Below are 22,450 nucleotides of genomic sequence, written 5' to 3'. Positions count from 1 at the left end.
GCAGAGATGGAACACGTAGTGCCGACACCCTTGCAGGACTATGACGTGGAGGCGATCCGCCGGGATTTTCCGATCCTGTCGAGGACCGTCTACGGCAAACCGCTGGTCTATCTCGACAACGGAGCGTCGGCGCAGAAGCCGCAGGCGGTGATCGATGCGATCGCCAGGGCCTATTCGGATGAATACGCCAATGTGCATCGCGGCCTTCACTTCCTGTCCAATGCGGCGACGGATGCCTATGAGGCGGCGCGCGAGAAGGTGCGCCGCTTCCTGAACGCCGCCTCGGTGGACGAGATCATCTTCACGAAATCCTCGACCGAGGCGATCAACACGGTCGCTTACGGCTACGGCATGCCGAAGATCGGCGAGGGCGACGAGATCGTCGTGTCGATCATGGAGCACCATTCCAACATCGTGCCTTGGCACTTCATTCGCGAACGTCAGGGCGCAAAGATCGTTTGGGCGCCGGTCGACGACAGCGGCGCCTTCCGCATCGAGGATTTCGAGAAGTGCCTCAGCGAGCGCACGAAGCTCGTCGCCATCACCCATATGTCGAATGCGCTCGGAACCGTGGTTCCGATCAAGGACGTCTGCCGCATCGCCCGTGAGCGGGGCATCCCGGTGCTGGTCGACGGGTCGCAGGCCGCGGTTCACATGCCGGTCGACGTGCGCGATATCGACTGCGACTGGTATGTGATGACCGGTCACAAGCTTTACGGTCCATCCGGCATCGGCGTCCTTTACGGAAAGGCGGATCGCCTTCGCGAGATGCGCCCCTTCCAGGGCGGTGGTGAAATGATCGTCGACGTGGCCGAAGACATGGTCACCTATAACGATCCGCCGCACCGCTTCGAGGCCGGCACGCCGCCGATCGTCCAGGCGATCGGGCTCGGCTATGCGCTCGACTATATGGAAAGCGTCGGGCGCGCGGCGATCGCGGCGCATGAGGCCGATGTGGCCGCCTACGCCCATGAACGCCTGTCGGCGATCAACGCGCTGCGTCTTTTCGGCACCGCGCCCGGCAAGGGAGCGATCTTCTCCTTCGAACTGGAGGGGATCCACGCCCATGACGTCTCCATGGTCATCGACCGGGCGGGCGTCGCGGTGCGGGCCGGCACCCATTGCGCCCAGCCGCTTCTGAAGCGCTTCGGCGTCACCTCCACATGCCGGGCATCCTTCGGCATGTATAATACGCGCGCGGAGGTCGACATTCTCGCCGATGCGCTCGATCATGCCCGCAAGTTCTTTTCCTGAGGAGTGCTTCCATGTCTGCCGAAGCCACGGAAAACAATCACGACACCCGCGAAGGCATCGTCACTTCGGCGATCCCGGCCGACGAGGTGGCGCGCCTGAGCGATGATATTATCGCAGCGCTGAAGACGGTCTACGACCCGGAAATCCCCGCCGACATCTTCGAACTCGGCCTGATCTACAAGATCGACATCGAGGACGACCGGATGGTGAAGATCGACATGACGCTGACCGCGCCGGGTTGCCCGGTGGCCGGCGAAATGCCGGGATGGGTGGAAAATGCCGTCGGCGCGGTGGAAGGCGTTTCCGGCGTCGAGGTCAGCATGACATTCGATCCGCCGTGGACACCCGACCGCATGTCGGAAGAAGCGCAGGTGGCCGTCGGCTGGTACTGACGGGCGGCCCGAAGGCAGCGCGAGCGGCCGTCTTCCGACGCCGTCACGGCTTGATCCGTCGACCCGTCGTTACTAAATTCGGATTCGGAAACCGCCGGGCCTTCAACCCGGCCGGTGAAGGAGAACGGACCCATGGCCTTTGCTGTGATGACACTGACTGATGCGGCGGCCGATCGCGTCAAGGCGATCGTCGGGAATGCCGGCGGGACGGCAAGAGGTATCCGCATCGCCATCAAGAAGGGCGGATGCGCGGGTATGGAATACGCCATCGACCTGGTGACGGATCCCAATCCCAAGGACGACCTGATCGAGCGTGCCGGAGCGAGCGTGTGGATCGCGCCGGAAGCGGTGCTTTATCTGCTCGGCACGCAGATGGATTTCGAGGTGACGACGCTGCGTTCCGGATTCACCTTCAACAATCCCAATCAGACGTCGGCCTGCGGCTGTGGCGAATCCGTGGAACTGAAGCCCGCCGATCTGGCGGCCCTTGCGGCGTCCGGAGCCCCGACCGTCCGCGTCGGCTGAATATCGCCGGCTGCCGTTTCACCGTGTACTTTCCCCGCGCGTAATCCGCGCCGGATGAACGCCCCGGTAGGATGAAACCGGCCGGGGCGACGTCGTGTCCGAGAGGCTTGCGGCTATTCCGCAGCCTCCGCATAATCTTCCAGCGGCGGGCAGGAGCAGACGAGATTGCGGTCGCCATAGACATTGTCGACGCGGTTGACCGGGGACCAGTATTTGTCCACCCGGAACGCGCCCGGCGGGAAGCAGGCCTGTTCGCGCGAATACGGCCGGTCCCATTCGCCGACCAGATCCTCCACCGTATGCGGGGCGTTCTTGAGCGGGTTGTTCTCCCGGTCCATCCGGCCTTCCTCGATGGCGCGGGCCTCCTCGCGGATCGCCAGCATCGCATCGCAGAAGCGGTCGATCTCCGCCTTGGTTTCCGATTCGGTCGGCTCGACCATCAGCGTTCCGGCAACCGGCCAGCTCATGGTCGGCGCGTGGAAGCCGCAATCGATCAGCCGCTTGGCGATGTCATCGACGGTCACGCCCGCGCTTTCGACGAGCGGGCGGGTGTCGATGATGCATTCATGCGCCACGCGCCCCCTGGCGGAGGCGTAGAGCACGTCGTAAGCGCCCTTCAGCCGGGCGGCGATGTAGTTGGCGCTGAGGATCGCCACCTTCGTCGCCTGCGTCAGTCCTTCGCCGCCCATCATCAGGCAATAGCTCCAGGAGATCGGCAGGATCGAGGTCGAGCCGAAGGGAGCGGCCGAAACCGCGCCTGCGCCGCCGAGGTCGGAAACTTCCGGATGGCCCGGCAGGTAGGGAGCCAGATGGGCCTTGACGCCGATCGGTCCCATGCCGGGGCCGCCGCCGCCGTGGGGAATGCAGAAGGTCTTGTGCAGGTTGAGATGGCTGACGTCGGAGCCGATGTCGCCAGGCCGGGCAAGCCCCACCATGGCGTTCATGTTGGCGCCGTCCAGATAGACCTGGCCGCCATGCCGGTGCACGATCTCGCAGACCTCGCGGACATTCTCCTCGAAAACGCCGTGGGTTGAGGGATAGGTGATCATGCAGCACGAGAGGTTTTCCGCATATCGCTCTGCTTTCGCGCGGAAATCCTCCATGTCGATGTCGCCGTTATCCGAGACCTTGACGACCACGACCTTCATGCCGGCCATCTGGGCGGACGCCGGATTGGTCCCATGCGCCGAAGTGGGGATGAGGCAGACGTCGCGATGCGCCTGACCGTTGGCGCGGTGATAGGCGCGGATCGTCAGGAGCCCAGCGTATTCACCCTGCGCGCCGGAATTCGGCTGCATGGAGAAGGCGTCGTAGCCGGTGATGTCGCAGAGTTTTCGCGACAGATCCTCGACCAGATAGCGGTAGCCCTCCGCCTGATCGGCCGGAACGAAGGGATGGATCTCCGAGAATTCCGGCCAGGTGATCGGCAGCATCTCGGCAGTGGCGTTCAGCTTCATCGTGCAGGAGCCGAGCGGGATCATCGCCCGGTCGAGCGCGAGGTCGCGATCCGAGAGGCGGCGGATGTAGCGCACCATCTCGCTTTCCGCCCGGTTCATGTGGAAGATCGGGTGGGTGAGATAGTCGGTGGTACGCAGCAGGTCTTGCGGCAGGCGGGAGGCGGGGGAGAAATCCGTCACCTGTTCATCGCCGCCGAAGGCGCGCAGGACGGCTTCCAGCGTGGAGGGGCGCGACCGCTCGTCGAGGCTGATGCCGATACGGTCGTCGCCGATCTTGCGCAGGTTCACGCCCTCGGAGACCGCTGTCTTCAGGATGACGGCCTGCAACTTGCCGACGTGAATGGTGATTGTATCGAAGAAGGCGGCGGGTTCCACCGCGTAGCCGAGCTTTTCGAGGCCGGCGGCAAGGCGAACGGCCTTGCGGTGAATGCCTTCGGCAATCGCCTTGAGGCCCTGCGGCCCGTGGAAGACGACATACATCGAGGCCATGACGGCCAGCAGCACCTGGGCGGTGCAGATGTTCGAGGTCGCCTTCTCGCGGCGGATATGCTGCTCGCGCGTCTGGAGCGCCAGACGATAGGCGCGGTTGCCGCGCGCGTCGATGGAGACCCCGACAAGGCGACCCGGCATGGAGCGCTTGTAGGCGTCCTTCACCGCCATATAGGCGGCGTGCGGCCCGCCGTATCCCATCGGAACGCCGAAGCGCTGCGTCGAGCCGACGGCGATGTCGGCGTTCATCTCGCCCGGCGATTTCAGCAATGCCAGCGCCATGGGATCGGCGGCCATGACGGCGATCGCCCCGGTCTGGTGCAGGCGGGCGATCAGGCCGGTAAAATCGCGGACGTGACCGTAGGTGCCCGGATACTGGAAGACCGCGCCGAAGACGTCGACGGGATCGAGATCGGCGAAAGGATCGCCGACGATGACGGTCCAGCCGAGCGGTTCGGCCCGGGTCTTCAGCAGCGCGATGGTCTGTGGATGGCAGTTCTCATCGACGAAGAAGGCGGTTGCCTTCGACTTGGCGACACGTTGCGCCATCGCCATGCCTTCGGCGGCGGCCGTCGCCTCGTCGAGCAGCGAGGCGTTGGCGACGTCGAGGCCCGTCAGGTCGCAGATCATCGTCTGATAGTTGAGCAGGGCCTCGAGGCGTCCCTGGCTGATTTCCGGCTGGTAGGGCGTATAGGCCGTGTACCAGGCGGGGTTCTCCAGGATGTTGCGCTGGATGACCGGCGGCGTGATGGTGCCGTAATAGCCCTGGCCGATCAGCGAGACGTGCTTGACGTTGCGGCGCGCCGTTTCGTGCAGCATGTCGAGGGCTTCGCGTTCGCTCATCGCCGGCCCCCAGGAAAGCGCCGTCTTCTGGCGGATCGATTGCGGCACCGTATCATCGATCAGCGCATCGAGACTGTCGTAGCCGACCGTCTTCAGCATGGCCGCCATCTCTTCCGGGGACGGACCGATATGACGGCGGTTGGCGAAGTCGTAGGGCTGGTAGTCGGTGAAGGCGAAATCCTTGGACAGCGTCATCAGCCCACGAGCTCCTTGTAGGCGGCTTCATCGAGCAGGGCGTCAGCATCCGACCGATTGGCGAGCTTCAGTTTGAAGAACCAGCCGGCGCCCTGCGGATCGGAATTGACGAGCGACGGATCGGTGACGATCGCCTCGTTGATCTCGACGATCTCGCCGTCGAGGGGACAAAACACGTCTGAGGCCGCCTTGACCGATTCGACGGTTGCCGCATCGCCGCCCTTGGCGTGGGTGCCGCCGACTTCCGGCAGTTCGACGAAGACGAGATCGCCGAGCTGTTCGGCGGCGTGCGTGGTGATGCCGACGGTCGCGATGTCGCCGTCGATCTGGAGCCATTCGTGTTCTTCGGTAAATTTCAGCATGGTGGTTCCTCTCTCCGGGAAGGTTTTCGTTCGTATTCGTGCCGTGATCATGCCCGCCGTTTCCGGCGGGCAGGCGGGGCCTGTCAGCGCTTGACGGTGCTTTTGACGAAGGGCAGGGGGGCGATCGTGACGGGCAGGGCCTTGCCGCGCACATCGGCGTGAAGCTGCGTGCCGATCACGGCCTGGTCCGTCGTGACGTATCCCATGGCGACCGGACCCTCGACGCTCGGGCCGAAGCCGCCGGACGTCACCGTGCCGACCGCGTTCTCGCCGGCCGGGTCGGTGGAAAGGACCACGCCGCCGCGCACGGGCGCGCGGCCTTCCGGCCGAAGACCAACGCGCCGGCGTGTCGCGCCGTTTTCCAGCTGCCCGAGGATGACGTCCGCACCGGGGAACCCGCCGGCCCGTTCGCCGCCCTTGCGGCGCACCTTCTGGATCGCCCATTCGAGGGCGGCTTCCACGGGCGTCGTCTGCGCATCGATCTCGTTGCCATAGAGGCAGAGACCGGCCTCCAGCCGCAGCGAATCGCGCGCGCCGAGACCGATGGGCATCACATCCGGATGATCGAGCAGGCGGCTGCACACGATATGCGCCTGATCGGCGGGAATGGAGATTTCGAAACCGTCTTCGCCCGTATAGCCCGAACGCGAGACGATACAGTCGGCGTCGTGCAGATCGCAGGCGCGCACGTCCATGAAGCGCATTTCCGTCACGTCGGACCAGAATTCGCCCAGCACGGCTTCGGCACGGGGACCCTGAAGCGCGACCAGCGCACGGTCGTCATGCATCTTGATCTCGCAGCGGTCGCCGATGGCGGCCTGCATATGGGCGAAATCCGCATCCTTGCAGGCGGCGTTGACGACGATGTAGAAATGGTCGCCGCGATTGGCGATCATCAGATCGTCGAGGATGCCGCCCCGGTCGTTGGTGAAGAGCGCATAACGCTGGCGGCCCTCGCCAAGGCCGAGCACATCGACCGGCACCAGCGTTTCAAGGGCACGGGCGGCGTCGGCGTTGTCGCCGGAACGGGCGCGCAGGACGATCTGCCCCATATGGGACACATCGAACAGTCCGGCCTGGCTGCGGGTGTGAAGATGTTCCTTCAGCACGCCGGCCGGATATTGCACCGGCATGTCGTAGCCGGCGAACGGCACCATACGTGCGCCAAGCGACAGATGCAGCGTATGAAGCGGGGTTTTCTTGAGTTCAGACGTTTCGTCCAAAAGGCGCCCTCCAGTCCTGTGGCGCCCCTGAAAGACGATGGCGCCGGCTCACTCCAGCAACGCAATCGATCTTCCTAATCGCGCGTCGCATATTCGAGCCCCCCCTGTCCTTTCGCCTGAGATTGTTATCCCTTCGGCGGGCGCTTGCGCGCCTCTCTCCAGAGTTCTGTCGGCACCTTGCTGGTCCTTTTGCCTGAGAGTTTCCGGGGCGGTTGCTCCTTCGGCACCGGCCGGTTCCTTGCGGACGGCCGGTTTCTCCCAGCGAGGTCGTTCCAGATAACGGTCTCGGCGCAACTTTGGCAAGAGCCAAGTGTCGCCTGAAAGCAAATTTTTGTCGTAGCTATCCTACGCGAAAAAAGGCCCCGCAAGGAGCCTGAAAAGCCGGTTTCCGGCATCGGGAGAGGTTCAGGGCCGCCCGGGTGGGGCCACGTTCTCGCCATAGCGGCGCAGGGCCTCGCCAACCGTCACTGCCGGATTTTCCCGGGCGGCGGTGATGAAGGCGAGAACCAGCGCCGGCGGCTGGATCACCGTCACGAGATTGCGGATATGGGCATCGTCGGCGCGGCGGGCCTTCTCGCTCCAGACTTCGATATGCTGCTCGAAGAGCGAGGACGCGCCGGGGCGGACATGGGTCTTCAGCCCTTGCGCGACATAGGCGGCGGTCGGCGGCGATACGGTTACGATCTGGGTCATGGCGACGGCTTTGTTACTCTTCCGTCACAATCTAGCCGCTGTGTGTTTTCCTGGTGCTAATATTTCAGGTTGTATTTTAGCGATATTTTAACGAGATGGCCGGTTTCGGTGCTTGCTTGCCAATGCTGCCGGAATATCGTCATAAGAAGGGATACGGGCTGCCTGCGGAATCGGGTGGCGCAACGCGTGCGGCCATGGTGCCGGAGGGTCTTATGAAGCCGATTTTCGTTCAACTGCAATGTGCTCCCGGAAAGACTTACGACGTCGCTGACGCTCTTTATGCTACCGAATTGATTTCCGAGCTTTATTCGACGAGCGGCGAGTATGATTTGCTGCTGAAGATCTATGTCGGAAGCGACGAGGACGTCGGCAAGCTCATCAACGATCACGTCGCCTCGATTCCGGGCATCGTGCGGTCGCTGACGACGCTCACCTTCCGGGCCTTCTGAACAATTCCGCTCCGCAACCCTTGCAAACTTCCCCTTCGGTCCGACTTGCGCTAAAGCACGGCGCAACGAAAGAAGGCGGCAATGGCAGGGATCGAACACAGGACAGTTGACGGCGACGAGGCGGGCATGCGTCTCGACCGCTGGTTCAAGGTGCATTATCCGGGCCTCGGCTTCGGTCAGTTGCAGAAGCTGTTGCGCTCCGGCCAGGTCCGGGTCGACGGCGGCCGCGTCAAGAGCGACACCCGCGTGCAACTGGGGCAGACCATTCGCATACCGCCGATGGACGTGGATCCCAAGAGCGTGAAAAGCGGACCGATCGGCGGGCGGGACCTTCGCCACTCTCCGGACGGGGAACTGCTTTCGCGCATGCTGCTGCATGAGGACGACAAGGTCTTCGTGCTGAACAAGCCGGCCGGCATCGCCGTGCAGGGCGGCTCCGGCGTCACGCGGCATATCGACAAGATGCTGGAGGCCTGGACGAGCCAGAAGGGCGAGAAGCCGCGGCTGGTGCACCGTCTCGACCGCGACACCTCCGGGGTCCTCGTCATCGCGCGTACGCGCGGCGCAGCCCAGAAGCTCACCGCCGCCTTCCGCGAGCGCGATACGAAGAAGACCTATTGGGCGCTGGTGACCGGCGTGCCGCGCAAGCGCGAAGACAAGATCTCCACCTGGCTGGTGAAGGAGCAGACGCCGGACGGCGACCGCATGCGCATCGCGCGGCATGGCGAGGAGGGGGCCGATCATGCCGTCTCCTACTACCGGATCGTGGAACAGGCGGGCCAGACCTTCGCCTGGCTGGAGATGGAGCCCTATACGGGGCGCACGCACCAATTGCGCGTCCATGCCGCTCATATCGGCCACCCGATCCTCGGCGACCCGAAATATTTCGAGGCCGATCCGAACTGGAATTTTCCGGGCGGCGTCCAGAACCGCCTGCATCTCCATGCCCGCCATATCGATATTCCGCACCCTTCGGGCGGGCGGCTGCGGGTGACCGCGCCGCTGTCGCCGCACATGGTGCAGACCTGGAATCTCTTCGGCTTCGATCAGAACGCCGCGGATGAAGAGGATACGTGATGCGACTGGTGCTTTTCGATTGTGACGGTACGCTGGTCGACAGCGCCGGGCTGATCCACGAGGTCATGGCCCGTACCTTCGTCGATCACGGCCATGCGCGTCCGGCGCTCGAAGCGACCAAATCGATCATCGGCCTGACGCTCGACATCGCCATCGCCCGGCTGCTCGGCCGGCCGCATGTCGACGACGAGGCGAGCGCCATGACCGCCCATTACAAGGCGATCTACGGCGGCGTGCGCGCCGAGCCCGGTTTCCGCGAGCCGCTGTTTCCCGGCATTACGACCATGATGGACCGGCTTGAGCGCGAGGACGCGCTGATTCTGGGCGCGGTGACCGGGAAATCGCGGCGGGGGCTCGACCTGATCCGCGAGTCGCACGGGTTCGAGCGTACATTCTTCGTGTCTCGGACGGCGGACGACTGTCCATCCAAGCCGCATCCGGCCATGGTTTCGGAATGCTGCAACGAAGCCGGGATCGACGCGGTGCGCACGGTGGTCGTGGGCGACGCGATCTACGACATGCAGATGGCCAAGGCGGCCGGCGCGACGGCTGTCGGCGTTTCCTGGGGCTACGCCACGGTTCCCGAACTGGCGGAGGCGGGCGCGGACCATATCCTGCGCACGCCCGCCGACCTCATCGAATGGCTGGAGATTTCCGATGCGTGACATTCTGGACGACCTTTCCGATGCGATGAGCGATGCTGATCCCGTGCGCCGCGCACAGATCCAGATGAAGCGGGCGCTGCCGAAGCGTTTCTACAAGGAAGCGGCCGTCGGTCCGCTGGAAGGCGGCTTCGGCGTGCTTCTGGATGGCCGTCCGGTCCGCACGCCGGCCAGGAACCTGCTCGCCGTTTCCTCGCGGGCGATCGCCGAAAGGCTCAGTGCCGAATGGCAGGCGCAGGCCGAGGAGGTCGATCCCGGAAAAATGCCGGTGACCCGGCTCGTCAATAGCGCCATCGATGGCGTTTCGACCAATATGGACGCGGTGTTCGACGAGATCGTGCGCTTTGCCGGCACGGATCTTCTCTGCTACCGGGCGGATTCGCCGGCCGAACTCGTCGTCCGTCAGCGTGAGAGCTGGGATCCGCTGATCCGCTGGGCGGCGGATGTGAACGGCGCGCATTTTATCCTGGTGGAAGGGGTGATGCATCAGGAGCAGCCTGTGCTCGCCCTTCAGGCCTTCGCGACGGCGCTGTCCTCCCATCGCGAGCCGCTGACGCTCGCCTGCCTGCATACGGTCACCACGCTGACCGGGTCGGCCATCGTGGCGCTGGCGCTGGCCGAGGGCTTTATCGATGTCGAGCGCGCCTGGACGCTCGCCCATATCGACGAGGATTGGCAGATCGAGCATTGGGGCACGGATGAGGAGGCTTTCCGCCGGCGCGAAATGCGGCGCGAGGAGATGGAGATCGCCGCCCGGATTCTCGCGGAAATCCGCAACTGAGAGCGGCGCCCGGTGACATTGCGCAGTGCTGCCCGCCGGGAACCGTTCCCCTCCGGCTGATCCTCAGCCGACGAATTTCAGGCCGACGATACCCGTGACGATGAGCGCGATGCAGCCGAGGCGCAAGGCCGTCGCGGGTTCTGCAAAGAGGAAGATGCTCAGGATCACGGTTCCGACCGTTCCGATACCGGTCCAGACCGCATAGGCGGTGCCCATCGGCAGCGATTTCACGGCCAGGCCGAGCAGCACGACGCTGATCAGCATCGAAAAGGCGGTGAGGGCGGTGGGAAGCGGCCTTGTGAAACCCTCGGTGTATTTGAGACCGACGGCCCAGCCGATTTCAAAAATGCCCGCAAGGGTGAGAAGGATCCAGGACATGACGGCAGACTCCGTTTCAAGGGAGCGAGGCCGTCCCCGCGATCGTGACCGGATGAAACGCCCGGCGGCAGCCGTCTGCCGCGCGCATTATTTCAAAAGTCGTTTCGGCAGGCAAGGCTAAGGGTGCATGGCAGCCATGCACCCGCGTCCTGTCGGAAGCCGCGGTTATCCCAGCCGTTCGGCGTGCCACCGCAGATGGTCGTCCATGAAGGTGGAGATGAAATAATAGGAGTGGTCATAGCCTTCGTGCATGCGCAGCGTCAGCGCGATGCCGGTGCCTTCCACCGCCTTTTCGAAGAGCCACGGGCGCAGGCCGTTTTCGAGGAAGCCGTCCGCCTTGCCCTGGTCGATCAGGAATTCGGGGAAGCGCGCGCCGTCGGCCACCAGCGCGCAGGCGTCGTAGGGCCGCCAGGCCGCCTGATCCGTGCCGAGATATTTTTCCAGAGCCGGTGCGGACCAGTCCGCCGTCGAGGGCTCGACGATGGGCGCGAAGGCGGAGCAGCTCTTGAAGCGATCCGGGTTCCGGAGCGCGATGGTCATGGCGCCGTGGCCGCCCATGGAATGACCGAAAATGCCCTGGCGCGCCATGTCGACCGGGAAATTCTCGGCGATCAGCGCGGGCAGTTCCCCGGTGATGTAGCTGTACATGCGGTAATGATCCGCCCAGGGCTTTTCGGTGGCGTCGAGATAGAAGCCGGCGCCCTTGCCCATCTGCCAGTTCGTTGCCTCGTCGGCGACGGCATCGCCGCGCGGGCTGGTGTCCGGGCAGACGATGATGAGGCCCAGTTCGGCGGCCATGCGGCGGTATTCGCCTTTATCCATGACGTTGGCGTGAGTGCAGGTCAGGCCGGAGAGATACCACAACACCGGTCTTGGCCCATCGGCCGCCTGCGGCGGCACGAAGACCGCGAAGGTCATCTCGCAGCCGCAGGCCTCGGAGTCATGGGCATAGACGCCCTGCGTACCGCCGAAGGCGCGATTTTGGGAAATCACTTTCATGAGGAAAACTCCTGGAAGCTCAGGTGGCGAGCGTCACCGCCGTGTTGACGGCGGCGGCGACCAGCACCGTATTGAAGAAGAAGGAGACGATAGCGTGCAGAAGGTTCACCTTGCGCATCGCCGTCGCGGTGATGGCGACATCGGATGTCTGGGCGGTCATGCCGATGACGAAGGAGAAATAGAGGAAGTCATAAACGGCCGGCCGTTCGGTCTGCGGGAAATCGAGACCCTTGCCGGCGCCGCCGCCATGGGGCGAGGGGCTCCAGTAGAGATGGGCGTAATGCATGGCCGCCATGACATGAATGGTCATCCAGCCAAGCGCCACGGGCGCAAAGGCAAGCGCGATTTGCAGGCCCGGAGCGGTGTTTTTCTGGTTGAGGACGATGAACAGCGAGGCGATCGATGCCGTGGCGGCCGCAAGCGTTACGGCGAAGATGCTCCAGACCGGCTCATCCGCCTCGGAGATATGCCTTTCGAGACGATCGGCTGTCAGGCGTGGAAAACGGCAGGCGGTCAGGACGAGATAGCACAGGAAGAAGACGATGGCCGGAGCCTCGACCCCATAGGCCGGCGCAAGCCACAGGACCGGCGGCACGACGAGGGCGGCGGCGACCGCACCCACGTAGAAGGGGGTATGCCGCCCCATCGTGGCCATCTGCCGCCCCGCCTTGCGCATCACGCGTTCGGGCCTCCGCCTTTGGCCCGCCGGCAAAGCCTTTCGAGTGTTTCCAGGAAGGCGGACCGGTCGCGCGGCGTGAAGGCGGCGTTGTAGCCCTTGCTCTCTCCGGTCTCGCGAAGATGCGCGCCGAGATCGCGCATGGCCGTTGCCATGCCGATATTCGTCCTGTCGAAGATACGGCCGGACGGGCCGGTCACCAATGCGCCGCCAGCCACGCAGCGCCCGGCAAGCGGAACGTCCGCGGTCACCACGATGTCACCGTCGCCGGCCCGCTCGGCGATCCAGTCGTCGGCGGCGTCGAAGGAGCCCGGCACGATGACGTTCCGGACCATCGGATCGCGGGAGGGACGAAGCCCGGAATTGGCGACGAAGGTCACCCCGATCGCGTGGCGCTCGGCCACTTTCAGGACCTCCGCCTTGACAGGGCAGGCGTCGGCATCGACGTAGATCATGACGCTTCGGCTCCCCGTGACATCAAGTGGCCCGACGGCAGAAACATGACGGCGGGGAGTGCATGCGCTCCCCGCCCTTTCCTCGTATCGGCCGGAGCCGGAAGCGTCGTCAATAAACGACGACGCTGCGGATGGACTTGCCCTGGTTCATCAGGTCGAAGCCCTTGTTGATGTCTTCGAGCGGCATGGTGTGGGTGATCATCGGGTCGATCTCGATCTTGCCCTCCATGTACCAGTCGACGATCTGCGGCACGTCGGTGCGGCCGCGCGCGCCGCCGAAGGCCGTTCCCATCCAGGTCCGCCCGGTGACGAGCTGGAACGGACGGGTCGAGATTTCCTGTCCCGCGCCGGCGACGCCGATGATGACCGACTTGCCCCAGCCGCGATGGGAGGATTCGAGCGCCTGGCGCATCACCTTGGTGTTGCCCGTGCAGTCGAACGTGTAGTCCGCGCCGCCGATCTGGTCGGCGCCGCGCTTCGTCATATTGACGAGATAGGCCACGATGTCGCCGTCCACTTCCGACGGGTTGACGAAATGGGTCATGCCGAAGCGCTCGCCCCATTCCTTCTTGTCGTTGTTGAGGTCGACGCCGATGATCATGTCGGCGCCGGCAAGGCGCAGGCCCTGGATGACGTTGAGACCGATGCCGCCGAGGCCGAAGACGATGGCCGTCGCGCCGATCTCCACCTTCGCCGTGTTGATGACCGCGCCGATGCCGGTCGTGACCCCGCAGCCGATGTAGCAGATCTTGTCGAAGGGGGCGTCCGGGTTGACCTTGGCGACGGCGATCTCCGGCAGGACCGTGTAGTTGGCGAAGGTCGAGCAGCCCATATAGTGGAAGATCTTGTCCTTGCCGATGGAGAAGCGGCTGCTGCCATCCGGCATCAGGCCCTGGCCCTGCGTGGCGCGGATCGCCGTGCACAGGTTGGTCTTGCGGGACAGACACGACGGGCAGGAGCGGCATTCCGGCGTATAGAGCGGAATGACGTGGTCGCCCTTCTTCAGCGAGGTGACGCCCGGGCCGATGTCGACGACGACGCCTGCGCCCTCGTGGCCGAGGATCGCCGGAAAGATACCTTCCGGGTCGGCGCCCGACAGCGTGAATTCGTCGGTATGGCAGATGCCGGTCGCCTTGACCTCGATCAGCACCTCGCCGGCCCGCGGGCCTTCGAGCTGAACGGTCATGAGTTCCAGCGGCTTTCCGGCCTGAACCGCAACGGCGGCGCGTACGTCCATATCCTTACTCCCTGAATGGATTCTCGTCGGGCAGACCATTGCAGAGCAGGCCTGAGGTCTCAAGCCTCGCGGTTGAAGAAATCAGGCTCTTCCACGGCGGGCGAGGCGGGTGATCTCGGATTCGAGCGCGGCGATGGCGCGCGTCGTCTCCGCGTGCAACTCGCGCACGCGCGCCAGTTTCAGCCACAGCCGGGTCTGCTCCTCCGGGGTGACGGGTTCGGCGGGCGCCTTGCCGATGCCGGCCGCCAACCAGTCCGGCGAGACCGAAAGAACGCCGGCAAGCGTCGAGAGCGCATCGACGGGCGGTTCGGCCCGGTCCCGCTCCCAGCCGCTGACCAGATCTTCGGGAAGGTGCAGCCGGGCGGCGAGATCGCACAACGACAGGCCGAGCGCATCGCGGGCGCGCCAGATCCGGCCGCCCAGCGTGTCCGTGTCGGGACGAAGCCTGGGGAAGGGAATGGTGTTGCCATCGCCGGGAAGGGTCATCGCTTGCTCCTTTTCCTTCCCGCCGAGCTTACAGCCGGTCTTCGGCGGGCGATGACCGGAATGCGTCGTGGCATGGCGTGGCGGGTGAGGACGATGAAAATTTCTACATTGCCAGAAATTGTAAAAGAGCTAAGCAGAACGGCGGGAAGAGGAGACATCATGACGGGCAATGCATCTTCGGCAGGCCGCAATCCGGCGGATAGCGGCATCATGCAGGGCATTGTCCTGATGGCTTTCGCAATGCTGATGCTGCCGGGCATGGACGCCATTGCGAAATATATGGCGACATTCGAGAACATGTCGCCGGCGCAGGTCACCTTCTATCGCTTCTTCTTCCAGGTCGCCGGTACCCTGCCGCTGGTGGTGGTCGCGGGAACGGCGATGTTCCGGGCGCGGCAGCCCTGGCTCAATCTCCTGCGCGGGGTGATCCACGGCGCGGCGAGCCTCCTGTTCTTCACCGCCGTCAAATACATGCCGCTTGCCGATGTCTTCGCGATCTATTTCGTCGAGCCCTTCATCCTCACGGCGATGTCGGCCGCCTTCCTTGGGGAGAAGGTCGGCTGGCGACGCTGGCTGGCGATTCTCGTCGGCTTCGGCGGCGCGCTCATCGTCATCCAGCCGAGTTTCCTGCTGTTCGGCTGGATGGCGCTGTTGCCGGTCGCCTGTGCGTTTCTCTATTCGCTCTATCTGTTCATGAACCGCGCGCTCGGCGATGCCGATTCGCCGCTGACCATGCAGACGATCGCCGGCGTCGGAGGGACGGTCTTCATGGCAGGCGCCATCTTTGCCGGCCATTCGGCGGGTGTGGGCGATTTCGAGCCCTCGCTGCCGGCGACAGGGCTCGGTCTTCTCCTGCTGCTGATCCTCGGCGCGCTGTCCGGTTACGCGCATCTTCTCGTGGTGCGCGCCTTTCGTCTTGCGCCCCTGTCGCTGCTGGCGCCTTTCCAGTATTTCGAGATCATCTCGGCGACGGTGCTCGGCTATGCGATCTTCGGCGATTTCCCGACCGCCTCGAAATGGCTGGGGATCGCCGTCATCGTCGCCTCCGGCCTTTTCATCATCTGGCGCGAGCACAAGACGCGCCGCCGGGCTTCGGCCGACATGGCCTTCGACTGACGCCGTTTCCGCTTGCGCTCAGTCGCGGTCCGGGATCGTCGGGCCGAAGGTTCGTTCGAAGGCGGTGCGGATGCGCATATCGACATCGCTCGTCATGACCGGCAGGCCGAGATCGACGAGGCTCGTCACGCCGTAGCCGCGAATGCCGCAAGGCACGATGCCGGAGAAATGCTCCAGGTCGGGATCGACGTTGAGCGAAAAGCCGTGGAAGCTCACCCAGCGCCGCAGGCGGATGCCGATGGCGGCGATCTTGTCTTCCGCCGGCGAACCGTCGGGCAGCGGCGGACGGTCCGGCCGCCGCACCCATACGCCGACGCGATCCTCGCGCCGTTCGCCACGGACATTCATCGACGCGAGCGCATCGATCACCACGGCCTCCAGCCCGGCGACGAAAGCGCGAACGTCCGGCCGGCGGCGTTTGAGATCGAGCATCACATAGACGACGCGCTGGCCGGGCCCGTGATAGGTGTATTCCCCACCCCGGCCGGTGGAAAACACCGGGAAGCGGTAGGGAGACACGAGGTCCGCCGGATCGGCGCTGGTGCCGGCCGTGTAGAGCGGGGGGTGTTCGACCAGCCAGACGAGTTCGTCGGCCTCGCCGCGCGCGATCGCGCCCGCCTCGCGTTCCATGGTTTCGACGGCGCTATCATAGGGTACGAGATGGCGCGCGACGCGCCAGCGCACCGGCGGAAAGCCGGCAACCGGAAAGAGCGATGTATCGATGTCCTGCCGTTGCATGGAAAGGGTCCTTTTTACATCCGTTCTGCCAGATATGGGGGCAAAGATGCAAGGATTTCAGGGTGTTCCCCAAGGCGTTGAAAGAGCGTCTGAAATTGTTCCGCTTTTCCGCATTTTTCTTTCGGGCCGGCCTTGTGTACCCCAGAGGCTTTTGCTACATGCAGCCGCGCCGGAGCAATTCGGCGCCTACCACGATGCGGTCGTGGCGGAATTGGTAGACGCGCAGCGTTGAGGTCGCTGTGGGGCAACCCGTGGAAGTTCGAGTCTTCTCGACCGCACCAAAAACCCGGCCATGAGCCGGGTTTTTTGTTTTCATTACCGTTCCTTGCGGTTGCGGGGGGCGCGCTTTGCGTCGGACCTAGCGGGAATCGTGCTCGACGCTGTCGCCCACGAAAATATGCAGCAGGCCGAGGACGACGAGGGCAAGGATCGTCCCCAGAACGGCGATCTGCCAGAATCCCAGGCCCACCGCCAGGCCGATCGCCCCGGCCAGCCACATGCCGGCGCCGGTGGTGAGGCCGTGCACCTCGCCCTTGGCGAAGAAAATGAGTCCGGCGGCGAGGAAGGCGACGCCCGCGGTGGTCGCTTCGATGAGGCGGAGCGGGTCGATCCTGATCTCCTGCCCGGCGAACACGTCGACATGGGTGATTTCGATGGCCAGGATCGAGATCAGGGCGGTTGCGACGCAAATGAGGATATGCGTTCTGAGGCCCGCCGGCCGTTTACGCCATTCGCGTTCCATGCCGACCAGCGAGCCGAGCAGGGCCGCGAGGAACAATCTTGCGGCGATGACGGAAAAGGGCAGCCATGTCTGTTGTCCGAAGCGCTCCAGGAACTCTTCCATCCGCTACCTTACCGCTTCTCCGGTCTTGGGATCGATCTTGATCTCGGCCTCCGCGCCGTTCTTCATGACGTATTCGATTTCATAATAGCCACGATCATTCCAATCGACTTCATCGATATATTCGACGTCGGGATTTTGCTCGATCTTGGCGATGATCTCGGAGAGCTTCGCGCCCTCAGGCGCGGCAGCGTGGGCGGCGGTCGATGCCAGTATCAAAAGTGCGGACGCTAGGATGGGGCGCATAGTGATCTCCCGGATCGGGGTTGAGGACTGAGGTTGAAGTAATCATACATGGGGGCCGACCGACAAGCCGCAAGGGCGGCGGGGAGCTATCCCGCCCGATTTGAAAGAAATCCTGCATCAATCGGCAGGCACCGGGCAGGACAGGTCGCCTTCCTCGCACTTGAGATAGTGATGCAGCCGGTCCGCGCGGTCGGACGTCAAGGATGCCTGACATAGGGCGGCGATGGTGGGCGCGATGCTGCCGCCATCCTCGCCGCCGGACTGGAAGGCGCATTCGGCGTCCCGGAAAGCGATCCATGCCCGTTGCGCATGGACGAGGCGGGTCTTGCCGGCGGGGTCGTCGGCGAGACGTTTTTCGACCTCTTTGTAAAGGCGGTTCAACTCCCGGTCCGCCTTTTGAAGGTCCGCAGCCGGATCGTCGGAGGCATAGGCGGCGGTGAGGCCCGCCGCCATGGCGGCAATCGCAATCGCCAGGCGCATCGTCGAACTCCCTGTTCCCATCGAGACGGCGCACAGCAAAGCACCAATGGCGCGGAGCGGCAAGCGCCGGCGGCCTTTCCGGATTGTAGGGAAGAAAACGCCGATACGGAAAGAAGCGGCGTCTGCGCATTGCCGCTGTGCCCGCCGGAAGGTCCTCCGATCAAGTAATATTACGTGAAGGAACGGAGCCCGGCAGTTGTCGTTTGGGGCTGGTGCAGGGTGAAGAATGCCCTGCGTGTTCAAACCCGGGAGAAGCATTATGCCGAACCAAGGCGGAACCCATGAGCAGCATGTGAAGGCTGGCCAGCAGAGCCACAAGAACGACGACAAGACCCGTCAGGCCTCTGCCAGCCAGAAGCAGGATGAAAGCAGCCATCGCGGCGGCAAGGGCAATTTCGCGGAAGACCGTGAACGGGCCTCCGAAGCGGGGCGCAAGGGCGGCCAGCACTGAAGCCGACCGGCCGGACAGCCCGCCACCGGCGTGTGGCGGGCTTTTTCGTCCGGAATCCGGATCCTCGTCAGACTTCGGGCGGCGTTGCGGCCGCCCGTTCGGACACGCGCTGTGCCGTCAGCGGGAGTAGGGGGAGAGGCACTCCCGGCGCGGGCCGTTGTAGGGCTGGAAGGTGTTGTCGTAGGCCCTGTAGGAGCGATAGCGGTTTGCGCACCAGTTGACATGGGACGAACTGCCGGCCGCCGGCTGATTGGCGATGGCGCCGCCGATGACCGTGCCGATGCCGAACGCGGCGAGCGGATACCACCAGCCATCGGAATGGCGACGATAGCCGGGACGCTGATACCTGTAGCCGCGATGGCCATGCCAGTGCCGTGCGTCGCGGTCCCGGTGGCGGCGGTACTGTATCTGCTCGACATCGGACATCTTCGGAACCGGCACCTTCGTGAAGGTTACAGCGGCGGCCGGAGACATCGTGGGCAGCCCGACTGCGACGGACAGGGCGGCGATCGTCAGTATTCTTCTCAATCTCCACATGAAAGACCCCTTTCTTTTCCGTTCGTTGCGAAAACGCACGACTGCGCCTCAGGTTCCGGTAATCTGCGATCAGAAAGGCAGGCGACCTTCCCCGCTCCTGAAAACCGGTGTCACGACACGGAAAAAAGCCCGCCGCATGTGAATGGGCGGGCTTTCCGGCAAGCGAAGGGGCGAGTCCGATCGTCAGTGCAGGATCTGGCTGAGGAACAGCTTCGTGCGCTCGTGCTGCGGATTGTCGAAGAATTCGGCCGGGGCGTTCTCTTCCACGATCTGGCCCTGGTCCATGAAGATCACGCGATTGGCGACCTGGCGGGCAAAGCCCATTTCGTGGGTGACGCACAGCATGGTCATGCCTTCCTCGGCCAGCGAGACCATGGTGTCGAGCACTTCCTTCACCATTTCCGGATCGAGCGCCGAGGTCGGCTCGTCGAAGAGCATGATCTTCGGCTTCATGCAGAGCGAGCGGGCGATCGCCACGCGCTGCTGCTGGCCGCCGGAAAGCTGGCCCGGATACTTGTTGGCCTGTTCGGGGATCTTGACGCGCGTCAGATAGTGCATCGCGACCTCCTCGGCTTCCCTCTTCGGCATCTTGCGCACCCAGATCGGCGCAAGCGTGCAGTTTTCCAGGATCGTCAGATGCGGGAAGAGGTTGAAGTGCTGGAACACCATGCCGACCTCGCGGCGCACTTCATCGATCTTCTTCAGGTCGTTGGTAAGCTCGTTGCCGTCGACGAGGATCTGGCCTTTCTGGTGTTCCTCCAGCCGGTTGATGCAGCGGATCATCGTCGATTTGCCGGAACCCGACGGGCCGGCGATGACGATCCGCTCGCCGCGCATGACTTTCAGATTGATGTCGCGCAGGACGTGGAATTCACCGTACCACTTGTTCATGTTGATGATTTCAACGGCGACGTCGGTGGCCGACACGGTCATCGCGTGGGCTTGGGACTGGTTTGCCATTGTCGTATTCCCCTTGTTTTATCTCTGGTAGCTCTTGTCGAGCCGGTGTTCCACGAATGCCGAATAGCGCGACATGCTGAAGCAGAAAAGCCAGAAGACGAAGCCTGCGAAGATCAGGCCGGTCAAAGGCGTGACCGGCGTGATCCAGCCCGAGTCGCCGAAGCTGGCTTTCACGATGCCGAGGAGGTCGTACATCGAGATGATGGTGACCAGCGACGTGTCCTTGAACATGCCGATGAAGGTGTTGACGATCCCCGGAATGACGAGTTTCAGTGCCTGTGGCAGGATAACGAACATCATCTTGTAGGGATAATTGAGGCCGAGCGCGTCGGCGGCCTCATATTGTCCCTTGGGAATCGCCTGGAGGCCGCCACGGATCACTTCCGCCATATAGGCCGAAGCGAAGATCGACACCCCGATCAGGGCGCGCAGGAACTTGTCGATATTGTTCCCCGGCTCCAGAAACAGCGGCAGGAGCACGCTCGCCATGAACAGGACGGTGATCAGCGGAACGCCGCGAACGAGTTCGATGAAGGCGATGCAACTCATCTTGACGATCGGCATTTGCGACCGGCGCCCAAGCGCCAGCAGGATGCCGACCGGCAGGGAAATCGCAATGCCGACAAAGGAGATGATCAGCGTGACCATCAGCCCGCCCCAGAGCGTGGTTTCCACATGGCGAAGACCGAAGGGGCCGCCGAGCAGCAGCACGAAGGCGACGATCGGCAGCGCGACGAGCAGCAGCAGCGCGTTCAGCCCCTTGCGCGGGACCCTCGGGATGAGCAGCGGCGTCAGCAGCGCCACGAAGAGGCCCACGACCAACAGCGGTCGCCAGAGCAGGTCGCGCGGGTAGGAGCCGAACATGAACTGTTCGAAACGGTCCCCGACATAGGCCCAGCAGGCGCCGCTCCAGCCGCTTGCCAGTTGACCGCCCTGATCGACGGTGAGGCATGCGGTGCGATCGACGCCGGTCCATACGGCGGAGATGAACAGCCAGTCGATGGCCGGCGGCAGCAGGTACAGAACGGCCGCCGCCGCCAGCAGCGTCAAAAGCGTGTCCTTCCAGCTGGAGAAGAGGTTCGTGCGCATCCAGCCGATCACGGAGGCGTTGGAAAGGGGCGGCGCTTCCGGTGCGATGAAGTTGTCGCGCACGTAGGTCATGCTGTTCGTCGTCATCCTAGCGCTCCACCAGTGCCATCTTGGCATTGAACCAGTTCATGAACAGCGACGTGATGAGGCTGATCGAGACGTAGACCACCATCCAGATCGCGATCACCTCGATGGATCGGCCGGACTGGTTGAGGATGGTGCCGCCGACCGCCACCAGATCGGCGTAGCCGACGGCGACGGCGAGCGAGGAGTTCTTGATGAGGTTCAGATATTGCGAGGTCAGCGGCGGAATGATGATGCGCAGCGCCTGCGGCAGCACCACCAGCCGCGTCGTCGCACGCGGCCGCAGGCCCAGCGCATAGGCTGCTTCCGTCTGGCCTTGCGGAACGCCGCGGATGCCGGCCCGCACGATTTCGGCGATGAAGGCGGCCGTATAGAGCGACAGCGCCAGATAGAGCGCCAGGAATTCGGGACCGATGACCATGCCCCCGCGCATGTTGAAGGAGCCGGGCACCGGGTAATCGAAGGAGAGCGGCATGCCGTTTGCAAAAAAGACCGCAAGCGGCGGCAGGACGATCAGGCCGATGTTGATTAGGCCGACCGGCGGCCTCCGCCCCGTCGCCCGTTGACGGGCGTTCGCCCAGAACGTGAAGGCGATGGCTGCGACGATGCCGATCGCCAGCGCGACGACCACCGCGACGAAGCCGTCCTCGGAGACCGGGGCCGGGAGATAGATGCCGCGATTGGAAATGAAGAAGACCGCGTCGGGATTTTCCTCCAGATGCTGGAAAATGCTGCGGATCGACGGCAGCAGCGCCAGAACGCCGAGATACCAGAAGAAAATGACGAGCAGCGGCGGGATGTTGCGGAAGATTTCGATATAGACGGTGCACAGTCGCGAAATCAGCCAGTTGTGCGAGAGCCGGCCCGTGCCGATGAGCAGGCCGACGATGGTGGCCGTGACGATGCCTGCGGCCGCCACCACAAGCGTGTTGATGAGACCCACCTGCAAGGCGCGAAGATAGGTGGAATCGCTCGAATAGATGATCAGGCTCTGGGCGAGGTCGAAGCCGGCGCGGCTTTTCAGGAAGCCGAAGCCGGCGGTCATATTGGCTCTGGCGAGGTTCTGGGCCGCGTTGTGCCAAGCGTACCATATGACCCAGACGATGAAGAGAAGCGTCAGCGCCTGAAAGAGGTAGCTTCGAAGCTTAGGGTTGTAAAAAAGAGATACCTTCGGCGGATCGCCGGACCCTTCTCGGGTGTCCGCAAGTGCCATACTGTTCCCCGTTCTTTGTTGTCGTCGCCCTGTTTTTTCGGGCGTTCATCAAGGGGGAGGGC

The 22,450-nt window shown here is 63.9% G+C and carries 27 protein-coding genes, 1 tRNA gene and 2 riboswitches; of the genes, 10 read left to right on the top strand and 18 right to left on the bottom strand.

All coding sequences use genetic code 11. From position 1 onward, the window contains the following. Window positions 1-6 precede the first annotated feature (6 nt). The 3 genes from KYK29_RS01220 (at window position 7) to sufA (ending at window position 2,171) form a co-directional block, all read left to right on the top strand. Window positions 7-1,254 (top strand): cysteine desulfurase, encoded by a 1,248-nt coding sequence (locus KYK29_RS01220; protein WP_254689028.1) that lies wholly within the window; start codon window positions 7-9, stop codon window positions 1,252-1,254. Between the two features lie 11 nt (window positions 1,255-1,265). After that, a complete protein-coding gene (locus tag KYK29_RS01215; RefSeq protein ID WP_254689027.1) occupies window positions 1,266-1,646 on the top strand; it encodes an SUF system Fe-S cluster assembly protein in 381 nt (126 codons plus the stop codon). A 132-nt stretch (window positions 1,647-1,778) separates the two neighbouring features. Beyond that, window positions 1,779-2,171 carry a Fe-S cluster assembly scaffold SufA gene (gene sufA, locus KYK29_RS01210; RefSeq protein ID WP_254689026.1) on the top strand — a complete coding sequence of 131 codons (393 nt, stop codon included), beginning with the start codon at window positions 1,779-1,781 and terminating at the stop codon, window positions 2,169-2,171. A 113-nt stretch (window positions 2,172-2,284) separates the two neighbouring features. On the opposite strand, the gene gcvP is transcribed toward sufA, so the two are convergent. The 4 genes from gcvP to KYK29_RS01190 all read right to left on the bottom strand — a co-directional run bounded on the left by gcvP (window position 2,285) and on the right by KYK29_RS01190 (window position 7,433). Then, window positions 2,285-5,155, bottom strand: coding sequence for an aminomethyl-transferring glycine dehydrogenase (gene gcvP / locus KYK29_RS01205; RefSeq protein WP_254689025.1), 2,871 nt, complete (start codon window positions 5,153-5,155; stop codon window positions 2,285-2,287). Beyond that, window positions 5,155-5,517, bottom strand: coding sequence for a glycine cleavage system protein GcvH (gene gcvH / locus KYK29_RS01200; RefSeq protein WP_254689024.1), 363 nt, complete (start codon window positions 5,515-5,517; stop codon window positions 5,155-5,157). Before gcvH ends, gcvP begins: the two co-directional genes overlap by 1 nt. Window positions 5,518-5,600: 83 nt before the next feature. Then, window positions 5,601-6,740 carry a glycine cleavage system aminomethyltransferase GcvT gene (gene gcvT, locus KYK29_RS01195; RefSeq protein WP_254689023.1) on the bottom strand — a complete coding sequence of 380 codons (1,140 nt, stop codon included), beginning with the start codon at window positions 6,738-6,740 and terminating at the stop codon, window positions 5,601-5,603. A gap of 94 nt (window positions 6,741-6,834) precedes the next feature. Then, window positions 6,835-6,912, bottom strand: a riboswitch (glycine riboswitch). 3 nt (window positions 6,913-6,915) lie between these two features. Continuing rightward, window positions 6,916-7,011: riboswitch (glycine riboswitch) on the bottom strand. A 134-nt stretch (window positions 7,012-7,145) separates the two neighbouring features. Continuing rightward, window positions 7,146-7,433, bottom strand: coding sequence for a hypothetical protein (locus tag KYK29_RS01190; protein WP_254689022.1), 288 nt, complete (start codon window positions 7,431-7,433; stop codon window positions 7,146-7,148). Between the two features lie 212 nt (window positions 7,434-7,645). Between KYK29_RS01190 and KYK29_RS01185 the strand changes: the two genes are divergently transcribed. The 4 genes from KYK29_RS01185 (at window position 7,646) to KYK29_RS01170 (ending at window position 10,402) form a co-directional block, all read left to right on the top strand. Further along, window positions 7,646-7,882 carry an Lrp/AsnC ligand binding domain-containing protein gene (locus tag KYK29_RS01185; protein ID WP_254689021.1) on the top strand — a complete coding sequence of 79 codons (237 nt, stop codon included), beginning with the start codon at window positions 7,646-7,648 and terminating at the stop codon, window positions 7,880-7,882. A gap of 81 nt (window positions 7,883-7,963) precedes the next feature. Further along, window positions 7,964-8,959, top strand: a complete 996-nt coding sequence (locus KYK29_RS01180) for an RluA family pseudouridine synthase (protein WP_254689020.1) — start codon at window positions 7,964-7,966, stop codon at window positions 8,957-8,959. Beyond that, window positions 8,959-9,624 (top strand): HAD-IA family hydrolase, encoded by a 666-nt coding sequence (locus KYK29_RS01175; RefSeq protein ID WP_254689019.1) that lies wholly within the window; start codon window positions 8,959-8,961, stop codon window positions 9,622-9,624. Before KYK29_RS01180 ends, KYK29_RS01175 begins: the two co-directional genes overlap by 1 nt. Next, window positions 9,617-10,402 (top strand): ATP12 family chaperone protein, encoded by a 786-nt coding sequence (locus KYK29_RS01170; protein WP_254689018.1) that lies wholly within the window; start codon window positions 9,617-9,619, stop codon window positions 10,400-10,402. The genes KYK29_RS01175 and KYK29_RS01170 overlap by 8 nt, the downstream gene beginning before the upstream one ends. A gap of 63 nt (window positions 10,403-10,465) precedes the next feature. Here KYK29_RS01170 and KYK29_RS01165 read toward each other — a convergent pair whose 3' ends face one another. The 6 genes from KYK29_RS01165 to KYK29_RS01140 form a co-directional block, all read right to left on the bottom strand. Further along, entirely contained in the window at window positions 10,466-10,780 is a 315-nt protein-coding gene (locus KYK29_RS01165) for a DMT family transporter (RefSeq protein ID WP_254689017.1), read from the bottom strand. A 165-nt stretch (window positions 10,781-10,945) separates the two neighbouring features. Further along, window positions 10,946-11,779 carry an S-formylglutathione hydrolase gene (gene fghA, locus KYK29_RS01160; protein ID WP_254689016.1) on the bottom strand — a complete coding sequence of 278 codons (834 nt, stop codon included), beginning with the start codon at window positions 11,777-11,779 and terminating at the stop codon, window positions 10,946-10,948. 19 nt (window positions 11,780-11,798) lie between these two features. Then, window positions 11,799-12,458: a DUF1345 domain-containing protein gene (locus KYK29_RS01155; RefSeq protein WP_437437206.1), complete on the bottom strand. Its 660-nt coding sequence runs from the start codon at window positions 12,456-12,458 to the stop codon at window positions 11,799-11,801. Beyond that, the gene (locus KYK29_RS01150) at window positions 12,455-12,910 is read right to left on the bottom strand and encodes a YaiI/YqxD family protein (RefSeq protein WP_254689015.1); all 456 of its coding nucleotides are present in this window, start codon (window positions 12,908-12,910) and stop codon (window positions 12,455-12,457) included. Before KYK29_RS01150 ends, KYK29_RS01155 begins: the two co-directional genes overlap by 4 nt. 109 nt (window positions 12,911-13,019) lie before the next feature. Then, window positions 13,020-14,147, bottom strand: a complete 1,128-nt coding sequence (locus tag KYK29_RS01145; RefSeq protein ID WP_254689014.1) for an S-(hydroxymethyl)glutathione dehydrogenase/class III alcohol dehydrogenase — start codon at window positions 14,145-14,147, stop codon at window positions 13,020-13,022. An 81-nt stretch (window positions 14,148-14,228) separates the two neighbouring features. Further along, complete coding sequence (locus tag KYK29_RS01140; RefSeq protein ID WP_254689013.1) at window positions 14,229-14,633, bottom strand: helix-turn-helix domain-containing protein; 405 nt, start codon at window positions 14,631-14,633, stop codon at window positions 14,229-14,231. Between the two features lie 210 nt (window positions 14,634-14,843). Here KYK29_RS01140 and KYK29_RS01135 point away from each other — a divergent pair, with 210 nt between their 5' ends. Further along, window positions 14,844-15,749 (top strand): DMT family transporter, encoded by a 906-nt coding sequence (locus KYK29_RS01135; RefSeq protein ID WP_437437222.1) that lies wholly within the window; start codon window positions 14,844-14,846, stop codon window positions 15,747-15,749. Between the two features lie 18 nt (window positions 15,750-15,767). On the opposite strand, the gene lipB is transcribed toward KYK29_RS01135, so the two are convergent. After that, window positions 15,768-16,487 (bottom strand): lipoyl(octanoyl) transferase LipB, encoded by a 720-nt coding sequence (gene lipB, locus KYK29_RS01130; protein WP_254689011.1) that lies wholly within the window; start codon window positions 16,485-16,487, stop codon window positions 15,768-15,770. Between the two features lie 196 nt (window positions 16,488-16,683). Between lipB and KYK29_RS01125 the strand changes: the two genes are divergently transcribed. Then, window positions 16,684-16,768: transfer RNA gene (locus KYK29_RS01125), tRNA-Leu, on the top strand. 77 nt (window positions 16,769-16,845) lie between these two features. Here the strand turns inward: KYK29_RS01125 and KYK29_RS01120 are convergent. The 3 genes from KYK29_RS01120 to KYK29_RS01110 all read right to left on the bottom strand — a co-directional run bounded on the left by KYK29_RS01120 (window position 16,846) and on the right by KYK29_RS01110 (window position 18,054). Then, entirely contained in the window at window positions 16,846-17,331 is a 486-nt protein-coding gene (locus tag KYK29_RS01120) for an MgtC/SapB family protein (RefSeq protein WP_254689010.1), read from the bottom strand. Window positions 17,332-17,334: 3 nt separating this feature from the next. Further along, the gene (locus KYK29_RS01115; protein ID WP_254689009.1) at window positions 17,335-17,574 is read right to left on the bottom strand and encodes a PepSY domain-containing protein; all 240 of its coding nucleotides are present in this window, start codon (window positions 17,572-17,574) and stop codon (window positions 17,335-17,337) included. A gap of 117 nt (window positions 17,575-17,691) precedes the next feature. Next, window positions 17,692-18,054: a lysozyme inhibitor LprI family protein gene (locus KYK29_RS01110; RefSeq protein ID WP_254689008.1), complete on the bottom strand. Its 363-nt coding sequence runs from the start codon at window positions 18,052-18,054 to the stop codon at window positions 17,692-17,694. A 259-nt stretch (window positions 18,055-18,313) separates the two neighbouring features. Here KYK29_RS01110 and KYK29_RS01105 point away from each other — a divergent pair, with 259 nt between their 5' ends. Beyond that, window positions 18,314-18,505, top strand: a complete 192-nt coding sequence (locus KYK29_RS01105) for a KGG domain-containing protein (protein ID WP_254689007.1) — start codon at window positions 18,314-18,316, stop codon at window positions 18,503-18,505. 117 nt (window positions 18,506-18,622) lie between these two features. On the opposite strand, the gene KYK29_RS01100 is transcribed toward KYK29_RS01105, so the two are convergent. The 4 genes from KYK29_RS01100 to KYK29_RS01085 all read right to left on the bottom strand — a co-directional run bounded on the left by KYK29_RS01100 (window position 18,623) and on the right by KYK29_RS01085 (window position 22,388). After that, on the bottom strand, window positions 18,623-19,042 hold the full coding sequence (locus KYK29_RS01100) for a BA14K family protein (RefSeq protein WP_437437205.1): 420 nt from the start codon (window positions 19,040-19,042) through the stop codon (window positions 18,623-18,625). Between the two features lie 183 nt (window positions 19,043-19,225). Then, window positions 19,226-20,002 carry an amino acid ABC transporter ATP-binding protein gene (locus KYK29_RS01095; RefSeq protein WP_254689006.1) on the bottom strand — a complete coding sequence of 259 codons (777 nt, stop codon included), beginning with the start codon at window positions 20,000-20,002 and terminating at the stop codon, window positions 19,226-19,228. 18 nt (window positions 20,003-20,020) lie between these two features. Further along, window positions 20,021-21,178, bottom strand: coding sequence for an amino acid ABC transporter permease (locus KYK29_RS01090; protein WP_254689005.1), 1,158 nt, complete (start codon window positions 21,176-21,178; stop codon window positions 20,021-20,023). Between the two features lies 1 nt (window position 21,179). Continuing rightward, window positions 21,180-22,388 (bottom strand): amino acid ABC transporter permease, encoded by a 1,209-nt coding sequence (locus tag KYK29_RS01085; RefSeq protein WP_254689004.1) that lies wholly within the window; start codon window positions 22,386-22,388, stop codon window positions 21,180-21,182. Window positions 22,389-22,450 lie beyond the last annotated feature (62 nt).

The organism is Shinella daejeonensis (assembly GCF_024281235.1).
Classification (GTDB): Bacteria; Pseudomonadota; Alphaproteobacteria; order Rhizobiales; family Rhizobiaceae; genus Shinella; species Shinella daejeonensis.
Note: the sequence above shows the minus strand (reverse complement) of the source record. Positions and strands in the feature narration are given on the sequence as shown.